This is a genomic window from Marinobacter salsuginis (genome assembly GCF_009617755.1).
GTDB lineage: Bacteria > Pseudomonadota > Gammaproteobacteria > Pseudomonadales > Oleiphilaceae > Marinobacter > Marinobacter salsuginis.
On record NZ_BGZH01000001.1, the window covers coordinates 2,011,681 to 2,024,909 of the forward strand.

The 13,229-nt window shown below is 55.2% G+C and carries 11 protein-coding genes; 5 read left to right on the forward strand and 6 right to left on the reverse strand.

Features of this window, described 5'->3' with window-relative positions:
* Position 1: 1 nt before the first annotated feature.
* From mnmE to rpmH, 5 genes are all read right to left on the reverse strand, one after another.
* On the reverse strand, positions 2–1,372 hold the full coding sequence (mnmE, locus tag GJU83_RS09165) for a tRNA uridine-5-carboxymethylaminomethyl(34) synthesis GTPase MnmE (protein WP_153634160.1): 1,371 nt from the start codon (positions 1,370–1,372) through the stop codon (positions 2–4).
* Between the two features lie 70 nt (positions 1,373–1,442).
* Complete coding sequence (yidC, locus tag GJU83_RS09170) at positions 1,443–3,158, reverse strand: membrane protein insertase YidC (RefSeq protein ID WP_153634161.1); 1,716 nt, start codon at positions 3,156–3,158, stop codon at positions 1,443–1,445.
* Positions 3,159–3,162: 4 nt separating this feature from the next.
* The gene (gene yidD / locus GJU83_RS09175) at positions 3,163–3,456 is read right to left on the reverse strand and encodes a membrane protein insertion efficiency factor YidD (protein ID WP_153634162.1); all 294 of its coding nucleotides are present in this window, start codon (positions 3,454–3,456) and stop codon (positions 3,163–3,165) included.
* Positions 3,456–3,863, reverse strand: coding sequence for a ribonuclease P protein component (rnpA, locus tag GJU83_RS09180; RefSeq protein ID WP_153634163.1), 408 nt, complete (start codon positions 3,861–3,863; stop codon positions 3,456–3,458). The genes yidD and rnpA overlap by 1 nt, the downstream gene beginning before the upstream one ends.
* Positions 3,864–3,877: 14 nt before the next feature.
* Positions 3,878–4,012 carry a 50S ribosomal protein L34 gene (gene rpmH, locus GJU83_RS09185; protein ID WP_008172542.1) on the reverse strand — a complete coding sequence of 45 codons (135 nt, stop codon included), beginning with the start codon at positions 4,010–4,012 and terminating at the stop codon, positions 3,878–3,880.
* A 645-nt stretch (positions 4,013–4,657) separates the two neighbouring features.
* On the opposite strand from rpmH, the gene dnaA reads away from it, so the two are divergent.
* From dnaA to gyrB, 5 genes are all read left to right on the forward strand, one after another.
* Positions 4,658–6,112: a chromosomal replication initiator protein DnaA gene (dnaA, locus tag GJU83_RS09190; RefSeq protein WP_069182409.1), complete on the forward strand. Its 1,455-nt coding sequence runs from the start codon at positions 4,658–4,660 to the stop codon at positions 6,110–6,112.
* Positions 6,113–6,167: 55 nt separating this feature from the next.
* A complete protein-coding gene (gene dnaN / locus GJU83_RS09195) occupies positions 6,168–7,271 on the forward strand; it encodes a DNA polymerase III subunit beta (protein ID WP_069182410.1) in 1,104 nt (367 codons plus the stop codon).
* A 15-nt stretch (positions 7,272–7,286) separates the two neighbouring features.
* Positions 7,287–8,558: an ABC1 kinase family protein gene (locus GJU83_RS09200; RefSeq protein ID WP_069182411.1), complete on the forward strand. Its 1,272-nt coding sequence runs from the start codon at positions 7,287–7,289 to the stop codon at positions 8,556–8,558.
* Between the two features lie 123 nt (positions 8,559–8,681).
* The gene (gene recF, locus GJU83_RS09205; protein ID WP_069182412.1) at positions 8,682–9,809 is read left to right on the forward strand and encodes a DNA replication/repair protein RecF; all 1,128 of its coding nucleotides are present in this window, start codon (positions 8,682–8,684) and stop codon (positions 9,807–9,809) included.
* A 54-nt stretch (positions 9,810–9,863) separates the two neighbouring features.
* On the forward strand, positions 9,864–12,278 hold the full coding sequence (gene gyrB / locus GJU83_RS09210; protein ID WP_069182413.1) for a DNA topoisomerase (ATP-hydrolyzing) subunit B: 2,415 nt from the start codon (positions 9,864–9,866) through the stop codon (positions 12,276–12,278).
* A gap of 92 nt (positions 12,279–12,370) precedes the next feature.
* On the opposite strand, the gene GJU83_RS09215 is transcribed toward gyrB, so the two are convergent.
* The gene (locus tag GJU83_RS09215) at positions 12,371–13,135 is read right to left on the reverse strand and encodes a VC0807 family protein (protein ID WP_069182414.1); all 765 of its coding nucleotides are present in this window, start codon (positions 13,133–13,135) and stop codon (positions 12,371–12,373) included.
* Between the last annotated feature and the right edge of the window lie 94 nt (positions 13,136–13,229).

A 13,229-nucleotide genomic window follows, 5' to 3' on the forward strand; every position in this document is an offset into this window, starting at 1 on the left:
CCTATTTCCCGATGCAGAAACTGCTGAAGATCTTGCCCAAAAGCTCATCGGGCGTAAGATGCCCGGTGATCTCGCCCAGACTGTCCTGGGCTGCTCGTAGATCCTCAGCCAGCAACTCACCGGCACCAAACCCCTCTAACTGGCTCTGGCCCTGAATCAGCAGGGCCTGGGCCCGCTCCAAAGCATCCAGGTGCCTGCGCCGGGCCAGGAAGCCACCTTCAGTGGTGCTGGCAAAACCCATGCACTGCTTGAGATGGTCCCTCAGGATTTCGAGCCCTTCGGCGGATTTGGCCGCCAACCGGATAACCGGGGCGCTCTGGTGATCTTCAGCAGTGATACCAACGGCTTCACCGGACAGATCCACCTTGTTGCGAATAACAGTGACTGGCGCATTGGCCGGCAACTGGTCGATGAAATCCGGCCAAATTTCGTGGGGACTGGTTTTCTCGGTGGTGGTGGCATCCACCATCAGAAGAATACGATCAGCCTGTCGGATTTCATCCCAGGCCCGGGCAATACCAATCTGTTCCACTTCGTCCGGGCTGTCACGCAGGCCTGCAGTATCAATGATGTGCAGTGGCATACCATCGATGTGGATATGTTCCCTCAGCACATCCCGGGTTGTGCCCTCGATAGCGGTGACGATAGCAGCCTCGCGACCGGCCAGGGCGTTGAGCAGGCTGGATTTGCCGGCATTGGGCCTGCCGGCGATGACCACTTTCATACCATCGCGCAGAATGGTGCCCTGCTGGGCTTCCGCGAGGATTTTCTCGAGCCGGTCCAGCAGGTCCTGAAGATCACTGGCCACCTTGCCATCGGCCAGAAAATCAATCTCTTCCTCGGGAAAATCAATCGCCGCTTCAACGTAGATCCGCAAGTGGGTCACCGCATCCACCAGATCCTCTATCTGTCTGGAGAACACGCCCTGCATGGAGCGAACGGCACAGCGGGCGGCCTGTTCCGAGCTGCTTTCAATCAGATCGGCAATGGCCTCGGCCTGAGCCAGGTCCAGTTTGTCGTTCAGAAACGCCCGCTCGGAAAACTCACCGGGGCGGGCCAGTCTTGCCCCCTGGCTGCACACTTCCCGCAGCAGAAGATCGAGGATCACGGTACCGCCGTGACCCTGAAGCTCGAACACATCCTCACCTGTGAAGGAGTGCGGGTTGGGGAAAAACAGCCCAATACCCTCATCAATCAGCTCACCCTGGCCATCGTGGAAGGGACCGTAATGGGCGTATCGGGGTTTTGGCTCAAACCCAAGCATTTTCTGCGCTATGACCCGGGCCCTCGGTCCGGATACGCGAACAATGCCGACACCGGCCTGTCCCGGCGCGGTGGCAATGGCTGCGATGGTGTCAGAACTCTGGCTCATGCTTTTTCCACAGGCTGAAAACAACAAAGGCTCCACACAGGAGCCTTTGCCGGGTCGGTTAGGGCACCGGTCAGTGCTTCTTGCCGGCCATTTCTGTTTCGATCTTGCGGGTAATGTACCACTGCTGGGCAATGGACAGAATGTTGTTCACCAGCCAGTACAGAACCAGACCTGCCGGGAACCACAGGAAGAATACTGTGAAAATCAACGGCATCATCTTCATGATCTTGGCCTGCATGGGGTCCGGCGGCGTCGGGTTCAGGCTCATCTGCAGGAACATGCTGGCACCCATCAGGATCGGCAGGATGAAGTAGGGATCCATCACCGACAGATCCTGAATCCACAGCATGAACGGCGCATGGCGCAGCTGAACACTTTCGAACAGGACCCAGTACAGGGAAATGAAGACCGGCATCTGAACCAGGATCGGCAAGCAGCCACCGAGCGGATTGATCTTCTCCCGCTTGTACAGAGCCATCATTTCCTGGGACATGCGCTGTCGGTCGTCACCGTACAGTTCCTTTAGCCGGGTCAGCTGCGGCGCGACTGCGCGCATCTTGGCCATGGATTTGTAACTGGTGGCGGACAGATGGAAAAACACCGCCTTCACCAGGACCGTCAGCAGAATGATGGCGACGCCCCAGTTGCCAACCAGACCATGGAACCATTCCAGAATGATGAACAATGGCAGTGAGATGAAGAACAACCAGCCGAAATCAACGGTACGGTCAAGGTTTGGCGCCAGGCTCTCGAGACGATCAATAATCTTGGGACCGACGTAGGCGCGGGCGCCAACCTCGGCGGTCTCACCCGGCGCCACGCTGGTTGCCGGGTAGACAAACCCCATTACATAGTTGTTGCCACGACGCGTGGTCTGGAACTGGGCCGGGATGTCCCGCTCGGGTACCCAGGCAGACAGGAAGTAATGCTGGAGGAATGCCAGCCAACCGTTGGTAACCGACTGGTTGATCTGGGTTTCCTGCAGGTCGCTGAAATCAAACTTCTCGTACGGATCTTCAGGTGAGCTGATCACCAGCCCAAGAAATGCCTGGATGCCCATGCTGGTCTGGGAGGTCGGGTCCGGAGACTGGTCACGGACGATCTTGCCGGTGAAATTGGCCTGCCAATTGTCACTGGACTGGTTGTTCACCAGGTACTTGACGCCAATCTCATAGCTGTTGCGCTCGAACAGATAGCGCTTGGTGATCTTGACTCCGTTATCGGTGGTGTAAGTCAGGTCAACCTGAAGTTGTTTGTTACCTTCAGCCAGCTCATAGCTGGAGGCTTCGGCACTGTAGACGGGAGCGGAGCCGTTCTTACGGCTGTCAGGACCATCACGACCGATCAGGCCGCTTTCCAGAACGTAAAGACGGTTCTGGGTATTATTCAGGAGTGTGAGCGGTTCTTTGCTGTTAAGCGACTTGTCGTAGTTGAGTAGCTGAGCCTTCACGACGTTGCCACTCACCCGATCAATCTGCAGATCGTACACATCGGTGCGAACAGTGATGAACTGATCACTGACCGTGGTGTTGTTTACCGTTGAGCTGACTACAGCCTGTCCCGTTTCCGGAGTCGTGAATTCGCCATCACCGTCCACCTGCGCTGTATTGTCTTCCGGGAGCACCATATCGTCTGAACCGGCTATGCTGCCGTTCGACTGTGAAGGCTGGGATTCAGCGACTTGAGCCGTCTGCGGCTGCTGATGGTAGTCCTCATTCCAGGCAAGCACCATCAGATAACTGACAATAGCCAGGCCGGCAAATAATACGATGCGTTGAATATCCATAGAGTTACTGTCTGGTCTGGGTTGTTGTGTGGGAATGATCAGCGTGTACGCAGTTTGCGACGGCTTTCTGACTCCGGGGGTCTGCGGTTCCCGGTACTGGATCATAACCGCCTTCCGCCCAGGGATGACACCTTAACAGACGCCGGATTGCGAGAAATAATCCTTTAAGCGCGCCATGGTGAGTTATGGCTTCAACGGCGTATTGTGAGCAGGTGGGGTAGTGGCGGCAGTGGCTAGCCATCAGTGGACTGATTGCGTACTGGTAGAAGCGGATGGGCAGAAGCAGGAGCTTACGCATTAACCCGTTCCTCGACCGGCAGTCTCTGATGTCGCTGCCAAAGATGGCTGAGATTGAGCGTACTTTTTCTTGAGACGTCGCCAGAGATCGTCCATGGACGTCCTCAGCGACGGGTTGTCCAGGGAAACCAGCCCTTGGCGTCCCAGAACTACCAGGTCGAGACCGGGTAGATCCGTCTGGTGCCGGAAGCTTTCTCTGACCTGGCGTTTAACCCGGTTTCGCTGGACAGCAAGCTTCAGGTTCTTCTTTGAGAAGATCAAACCGATCCTGGCGTGACCGAGGTTGTTCGGTGTTGCCAGGATCAGAAAATTCCGGTGTGGAACCTTCAGCTGCACGTCGTTGAAGACTTTGCCGTAATCAGCTGGTCGCAGGAGACGATGTGATTTCGGGAAATCCAAAGCCTTCATGAGGCAATCAGAGCTTACGCGGACAGACGTGCGCGGCCCTTGGCACGACGACGGGAAATAACCTTGCGACCGTTGGCAGTGGCCATACGGGCACGGAAACCGTGAACGCGCTTACGCTTCAGGACGCTTGGTTGAAACGTTCTTTTCATGGTGATGATCTCACAATTCGTAAGTTGGAAATTCAGTAACTGGCTGGAAAATGAACAGCCAAAACAGGAGCGGCATTCTATGCAAATACCGGTGGGAATTCAATGCTTATTGCTAGTGGGTTGTGCGCATGCTGGTAATTCCGCAACGCCTTGCCCAGGTAATAAATTCAGTAAGTCTTTTTAGAATTCTTTTAAGGATTAATTATTACTGTTATTAGCATCGAGGGTTTTTGTGGATAAGCCAAAAAAATTATTAAAAAACAGATCACTGAAAGGTTTATAAGGGTATTGATAAGGTGGCCTGAGTTCTGTGGACGATCGCAGGGCGGAATGTGGGTAAGTCGGGTTTGGTGGATTCACTGAAGTTATCCCCGTTTGCGTCCCGGGGTTCCTCACAGGGTTAAACCCGGCCTGTACACACAGGGCTGTGGGTAACTTCTCAAGAAGATATCTTCTGTACACAAGGTTGTAGGTAAGTTTGTAACAATTTGAAATTTAAGGAGATTAATTTCCACAGGCTGTTCATGAACCGGCTTTGGCTCTTTCACTGACAGGCCGGTCGGGTTAGAATCCGGGGTCATCTCACTGGACAGGAAGTCCCTTGTCCGTTCAGAGACATTTCAGGGTTATCGGGAGCAGGCTGTCGTGCCAAACAGTATGTGGCATCAATGTCTTGAAGTACTCCGGGACGAGTTTCCCGCACAACAGTTCAATACCTGGCTCAGGCCCCTGCAATCCGATCATCGGGAGGGGCAATTGATGTTGTTCGCGCCCAACCGTTTCGTAATGGATTGGGTTAATGAAAAGTATCTGAGGCGCATCGAAGAGGTGCTTAAGGATCTGAACGGCGGGCAGGCTCCCCGGGTCAATATGAAAGTGGGGTCGGCACCCCGCGAAGATGAACCTGTCAAACGCTCGGAAGCACCGGCGCCTGTTAATGGACAGGTCCACGAAGAAGCTGGCAGCCGGGTTACGGAAGAAGAGAAGGGTGTGGCTGCCACCGTAGCCGGTTCTCCCTCTGTTCGGCCGAAAAGCGGTAATGAGCGGCGCCCAGTCCAGGTGGAAGGTGATATCAAGCACCAGAGCTTCCTGAATGAGGGATTTACTTTCGAAACCTTCGTTGAAGGTAAATCCAACCAACTGGCACGTGCCGCCTCCATGCAAGTGGCCGAGAATCCGGGTGGTGCCTACAATCCATTGTTTCTGTATGGCGGTGTTGGTCTTGGTAAAACACACCTGATGCACGCCATCGGAAATGAAATTGTCCGTCGAAATCCCAAAGCCAAAGTGGCTTATCTCCGTTCGGAACGGTTTGTGGCAGACATGGTGAAGGCGCTGCAGCTGAATGCGATCAATGAGTTCAAGCGCTACTACCGGTCGGTGGATGCCCTGTTGATCGACGATATCCAGTTCTTTGCCCGTAAGGAGCGCTCCCAGGAAGAATTCTTCCACACCTTCAATGCTTTGTTGGAGGGGGGGCAGCAGGTTATCGTGACCTGTGACCGTTTCCCGAAAGAAATTGTCGACATGGAAGAGCGGCTCAAATCCCGGTTTGGCTGGGGCCTGACTGTGATGGTTGAGCCACCGGAACTGGAAACGCGGGTCGCGATTCTGATGAAGAAGGCCGACCAGGCCAATGTGAAGCTTAGCAGCGAAGCGGCTTTCTTTATTGCCCAGAAGATTCGTTCCAATGTCCGGGAGCTTGAAGGAGCGCTGCGCCTGGTGATAGCGAATGCTCACTTCACCGGTTCGGAAATCACCCCACCGTTTATCCGTGAAAGCCTGAAAGACCTGTTGGCGCTGCACGAGAAGCAGGTGAGCATCGATAATATTCAGCGCACGGTGGCGGAGTACTACAAGATCAAGGTGGCCGATCTGCTCTCCAAGCGTCGAACACGAACGGTCACCCGGCCCCGGCAGGTGGCCATGGCGCTGTCGAAGGAACTGACCAATCACAGTCTGCCGGAGATTGGCGACGCGTTTGGCGGTCGCGACCATACCACCGTGTTGCATGCGTGCAAGAAAATCGTGGAACTGCAGGAGACTGATCCGGGCATCCGCGAGGATTATCAGAATTTTATGAGACTGCTGACCACCTGATGCAGGGCGTTGGCGAATAACATTCACCCTTCCAACATAAAGAAAGCTGAGTGCCATGAAACTGACGATCAGCCGTGAATCCCTGCTTACCCCGCTGCAAAGTATTGCCGGCGTGGTGGAAAAGAAACAGACCATGCCCGTGCTGTCCAACGTGTTGCTGGTGGCCGAGGACAATACCCTGACCTTGACCGGTACCAACATGGAAGTGGAACTGGTGGCGCGGGTAACACCGGTACATGTGGATCAGCCCGGGCGGATTACCGTACCGGCCCGCAAGCTCTCCGATATCTCCCGGGCCCTTGGTGATGAAGCGCCAATGGAGTTGTCCCTTGAAGGCGATCGGTTGCATCTGCGCTGTGGCGCCAGCCATTTCACCTTATCCACACTGCCGGCCGAACATTTTCCGAATGTGGAAGACGAAGACGAGAGCTTCCGTCTGGAGCTGCCCCAGAAAGAACTTGGCCGGATGCTGGATGCAACGGCTTTCGCCATGGCCCAGCAGGATGTTCGTTACTACCTGAACGGCCTGTTGCTGGAAGTGGACAAGGACCACGTTCGGACGGTGGCCACCGACGGTCACCGACTGGCCATGGCACACTTGGAACTGGCAACCAATTGCCCGGAGTTGCGACAGGTAATTGTCCCGCGCAAAGGGGTTCTGGAGCTTTCCCGTCTGCTTGATGATGTGGAAACACCGGTTACTCTGGTTATTGGTGACAATCATCTACGGGCGACGGTTGGGTCCTATACCTTCACGTCGAAGCTCATCGAGGGCAAATTCCCCGATTACAACCGAGTTATTCCCCGTGGTGGCGACAAGGTAGTTCTGGCCGATCGCGCGACGCTGAAGAATACCCTCCAGCGTGCAGGGATTCTGTCGCATGAGAATATCCGGGGTGTGCGACTGAACCTGGCATCCAATGAGCTCCAGGTGTTTGCCAACAACCCCGACCAGGAACAGGCCGAAGACGCGCTGCCGGTGGACTATCAGGGCGAATCACTCCAGATCGGGTTTAATGTAGGCTATCTGGTGGATGTCATGAACGCGCTGGATGAGGATCAGGTAAAGATTACCCTGTCCAACCCGAACAGCAGTGCGTTGATCGAGGCGCAAAATGATAACCGCTGCCTCTATGTCGTCATGCCCATGAGGCTATAGGAGGAGAATCGATTGATGGGTACCGTAACGAATGGAATCAAAGGCGCCTTCCGGATTGGCCAGACTGTGTCGGTACTCGGGCGCACCGGGATCAATTGGCTGCGGGGGGATCGGCCTCCCACGCCGAGGCTGTTAAGGCAGACGTTTGAATCACTGGGTGCGACCTACATCAAGCTGGGTCAGTTTATTGCCAGCTCTCCCACGTTTTTCCCCAAGGAGTATGTGGAGGAATTCCAGTACTGTCTCGATAAGACCCCTAACCTGCCCTTTGGTGTGATCAAGAAGATCATCCGGGAGGAACTGGGTCGACCGCTGGATGAAGTTTATGCGGAAATTGATCCGGTGGCGCTGGCGTCGGCCTCGATTGCCCAGGTTCACGCCGCCCGATTGGTGACAGGTGAAGAGGTGGTGATCAAGGTCCAGAAGCCGGGGGTGGAGAACATTCTGCTGACGGATCTGAACTTTCTGTATCTGTCTGCCCGCATTCTTGAAACCCTGGCGCCGAAACTGTCCTGGACTTCCATGTCCGGTATTGTGGAGGAAATCCAGCGGACCATGATGGAAGAGTGTGACTTTATCAAGGAAGCTAACAACCTGAAGGTGTTTCGGGATTTCCTGCACGACACTCATAACGAAGATGCGGCGGTGCCGAGGGTGTTCGAGCACTGCAGCACTCGCCGGATTTTGACCATGGAACGCTTCCACGGTGTTTCCCTGACGGATCTGGAAAGTATTCGCGGCTACGCCCGCGATCCGGAGCGCACTCTGATCACCGCCATGAACACCTGGTTTGCCAGCCTGACCCAGTGCGAATTTTTCCACGCGGATGTCCATGCGGGTAACTTGATGGTTCTGAAGGATGGCCGGGTCGGTTTTATTGATTTCGGGATTGTCGGTCGGATCAAACCGGACACCTGGCAGGCTGTCAGTGACTTTATTTCGGCGGTCATGGTCGGCAATTTTGAGGGGATGGCCGATGCCATGATACGTATTGGCATTACGCGACAGACGGTTCGGGTTGAAGACCTCGCCGGGGATCTGAGAAGACTGTATCAGCAGATGGACAAGATGGTACCGGATGAAGTGCCCTATGAGGCGGACCAGGCGGAGGACGATGTTAATCACATTCTCATGGACATGGTTAAGATCGGTGAAAGCCACGGCCTGCATTTCCCCAGGGAGTTCGCCCTGTTGTTGAAACAGTTCCTGTATTTCGATCGCTACGTTCACATCCTGGCTCCGGAAATGGATGTGTTTATGGACGAACGGTTGAATATGCTCCACTAAGGCTGTCGCCTTGAGCGAGTGGCTTTTGTACACTAGGGCAGCGTTACTCAAGGGAGGTAACGCTGCCTTTTTCGTTCTACGCGTGTTCCGGTTCCTTCCCCTCCCCCTCGAGTTTGCTTTTCTATGGCGCTTGTAAAATTCCAGACTGAAAATTTCCGCAATCTGTCGCCTGCGCCTGTCAGTTTTTCGCCTTCCTTCAATTTGCTCTATGGAGAAAACGGCAGCGGTAAAACCAGTGTTTTGGAAGCGATCGGTTACCTGGGATTGGGGCGCTCCTTTCGAGTGAATCGACACCAGGCGGTGGTCAGTCATGGCCAGCAGCGACTCACGGTGTTCGGCGGTCTGGATCATGGTCTCGAGGGAAACAACCAGGGGAATGACTCTGAACTAGTGCATCGGCTTGGAATTGCCCGGGATGTGGGGCAGAAGGAAACGGTGTTGCGGGTGGATGGCGAAGCGGTTCGCAGCTTGTCCGGTCTTGCAAAACATCTTCCGGTATCGGTGATAGACCCTGGTGTGTTTGATGTGGTTGCGGGCGGGCCGGGTAAGCGCCGGCAGTTTCTGGATTGGTTAGTGTTCCACGTGGAACCTTCGTTCGGTTCTGTGTGGCAGCAATGCCAGAGAGTCACATCACAGCGGAATCAAACGCTGAGAAATGGTAGACTAGAAGAAGCTTTAATGCGGGTCTGGGACCATCAGTACGCTACCCTGAGTGAGCGTATTACCGAGGCTCGTTCCGGCACCTTTGACCGGTTCAAGGCGGCTTTTGAAAAGCTGGTTGGGGAAGTAGAAGTACCCTGGACCGAAGGACTCAAGCTGGAATACTACCCGGGCTGGGATGTCACTCGTCCACTGGTGGAATTGCTTGCAGACCACCGGGAGCAGGAGCGAAAGGTTGGACACACGCTGTATGGTCCGAACCGGGCGGACATCCGGTTGAAGTTTCAGGGCAGGCCTGTTGCCGAAACCTTCTCCCGGGGCCAGCAGAAAACCCTGGTGATTTTGATGAAGATTGCCCAAGGCATGGTGTTGAGTGACATGGGCAAGCAGGTGACGTTTTTGCTGGACGACATCAACGCCGAACTGGATGAGGGGCATCGGGCCATGCTCGCCAGCAGGTTGCAGGCATTACGTTGTCAGGTGTTTATTACGTCTATCGAGCGTCCCCAGGTGGAGCAGCTCTGGCCCGACGGTAAGGCACCGGATTACAGATTGTTCCACGTGGAACATGGCAAATTGACGGAAGAATAAGACCGGTGCGACGAATCAGACAGCCCCGGCCTATCACGCTTCAGGAGTTTCCGAATGAGTGAATCGAACTACAATTCCTCCAGTATCAAAGTCTTGAAAGGACTGGATGCGGTGCGAAAGCGGCCAGGCATGTACATCGGGGATACCGATGATGGTACCGGCCTGCACCACATGGTCTTTGAGTTGGTGGATAACTCCATCGATGAAGCGCTCGCGGGCTACTGCTCAGAGATCGGTGTGATTATTCACCCGGACGAGTCGGTGACGGTCAAGGATAACGGCCGTGGAATTCCGGTGGATCTGCACGAAGAGGAAGGCGTTTCCGCCGCGGAAGTTATCATGACCGTGCTGCACGCCGGTGGTAAATTCGACGATAACTCCTACAAAGTGTCTGGTGGTCTGCACGGCGTTGGTGTTTCTGTAGTGAACGCACTGTCCTCTACTCTGACCCTGACTATCCGTCGCGACAACAAGGTCTACGAGCAGACTTACACTCACGGTGTTCCCAACGCGCCTCTTGCGGCGGTTGGTGAAACCGATGCCTCCGGCACCAAGGTGCACTTCATTCCGTCGCCGGAAACCTTTACCCACATCGAATTCCATTACGACATTCTCGCTAAGCGCCTTCGCGAGCTGGCCTTTCTGAACAGTGGTGTGCGAATCCGTCTGACCGACGAACGCTCTGGCAAGGAAGAAGTCTTTGAATACGAAGGTGGCCTGCGAGCCTTTGTTGAGCATTTGAACGCCAACAAGACGCCGATCAACCGGGTGTTCCACTTCAACCGCGAACGCGAAGACGGGATTGCGGTGGAAGTGTCCATGCAGTGGAATGACGCCTTCCAGGAGAATATCTACTGCTTCACCAACAACATTCCCCAGCGGGACGGTGGTACCCACCTCGCCGGTTTCCGCGCCGCCCTGACCCGTTCTCTCAACAACTACATTGAGCAGGAAGGTCTGGGCAAGAAAGCAAAAGTTGCCACATCAGGCGACGATGCCCGTGAAGGCCTGACCGCCATCATCAGCGTCAAGGTTCCGGATCCGAAGTTCTCCTCCCAGACCAAGGACAAGCTGGTGTCTTCCGAGGTGAAAACCGCGGTCGAGCAGGAGCTGTACCAGAGCTTTGCGGAGTACCTGCAAGAGCAGCCGAACGAAGCCAAGCTGATCGTTAACAAGATGATCGAGGCTGCACGGGCCCGTGAAGCCGCCCGGAAAGCGCGGGACATGACCCGCCGAAAAGGCGCCCTGGACATTGCCGGCCTGCCCGGAAAACTGGCGGACTGCCAGGAGAAAGACCCCGCCCTCTCCGAACTTTACATTGTGGAGGGTGACTCGGCAGGTGGTAGCGCAAAACAGGGCCGCGATCGTAAAACCCAGGCCATCCTCCCGTTGAAGGGTAAGATCCTGAACGTGGAAAAAGCGCGCTTTGACAAGATGCTCTCTTCTGCGGAAGTGGGCACCCTGATTACGGCACTGGGGTGCGGCATTGGACGGGAAGAGTTCAATCCGGACAAGCTGCGTTACCACTCCATTATTATCATGACGGATGCGGACGTGGACGGGTCCCACATCCGGACCCTGCTGCTGACCTTCCTGTTCCGTCAGATGCGCGAGATCATTGAGCGTGGCCACGTCTTTATCGCGATGCCACCGCTGTACAAGGTCAAGCGTGGCAAGCAGGAGCAATACCTGAAGGATGAGAAAGCCAAGGAAGCCTACCTTACCCAGACCGCACTGGAAGGCGCCCAGCTCTTTGTGAACCCCGAGGCTCCGGCCATCAAGGATTCTGCGCTGGAAACCATGGTCAAGGACTACCAGGCCGTCATGAACATGATTGGTCGCCTGTCACGGGCCTACCCAGCCAAGGTGCTGGAGCAGATGCTTCAGAATGTCACGCTCAAGCCTGAGCACCTGAAAGAAGAAGCAGAAGTGGCACGTTGGGTAGCGCGCCTGGGTGATGGTCTGGATCTGGACACTCGCACCGGGACCAAGTACACCTTCTCGGTGACCAAGGATACTGAACGGGGTCTGTTCCTCCCGAAAGTCACGATCTATGTTCATGGCATTCCTTACGAGCATGTGTTCAGCCATGAGTTCTTTGAATCGTCCTCGTACGCGGCCATAGCCCGGATGGGTGAGACTCTGGATGGTCTGATTGAAGAAGGCGCCTTTATCCAGCGTGGTGAGCGCAAGCAGCCGGTTCTGTCCTTTGAAGGCGCCCTGGACTGGCTGATGAAAGAGGCCCAGCGTGGCCTGAACATCCAGCGCTACAAAGGGCTGGGCGAGATGAACCCGGAACAGCTGTGGGAAACCACCATGGATCCGGAGACCCGTCGGATGATGAAAGTAACGATCGAAGATGCCATTGCGGCCGACCAGATCTTTACGACCCTTATGGGTGACGATGTTGAGCCCCGTCGCGACTTCATCCAGACCAACGCACTGGAAGTGACCAACCTGGACATCTGATCAACAGGCGCTCCAGGTGAAAAAAAGCGGCGGAGGCTTTAAACCTCCGCCGCTTTTTTTATGCCCGGCCTCAAAGAAAACCGTCTGGAGCGCTATTTCCCGGTAGTGGATTCGGAGGACTTGTTCCTTTCCTTCTCTTTTTCCGCCAGATGCGGCGCCATTACCTCTTCCAGGGTGTAACCGGTCAGTCGACGAATGGTTCGCCAAAGGTAATAGAAAATCAGCATCATCATGATCATCGAAGGAATCGCGATCATGGGATAGCTCACCAGGGTCATCCGGCCGAGCTCCTCATTGAACGCCTGGGTGCCGGATGGGCTGACAACAATCCATTTGGCCAGCACATAGTTCATGATCGATGAGAACAGGAAGGTGCCGGCGAAGAAGTAGCTGGCTTTCAGAAGACGTGCTTCGAACTCCTCCACCCGGTCGTGTTCCTCAAGCGTCTTGTGGATCTTATCCACATCCAGAACACTGGGGTTATACAATAGCGTGCGTACCAGCGGATACTTGGTTTTAGTGGAGGCCAGTACCGCCAAGCCAATGATTGCGGGAATCGCGGCCTCCTTGATGGCCAGCCAGCCGGCATCCAGTTCCAGCAGACCAATGCCACCGGTCAAGCCCACGCTGACCAGACCGAGTACTGCAATAAAGTTTTTCTTCCGGTATTTGATCAGTTCAAACAGGCCCCAGCCCAGAGGGAATGCGAGGCCTATGAGCAGCGCGTTGACGTTGCCCAGGTGCTCCTCGCCACTGAACTTCATCAGGATCACGGAGGGAATGATAATGCTGACCAGCAAATCGACCCAGGGTCTTGGTTTGTGGTCCGGTCTGTTCACGGAGCTCGGAGACGTCATGTTCTAGCCTGGTTGGTGAAACTGTAGCAGGCCGAACGGCACTGCCGGAAAACTCCCGGCAGTATACGACGAATCCGAGCTCGGACGTAACCGC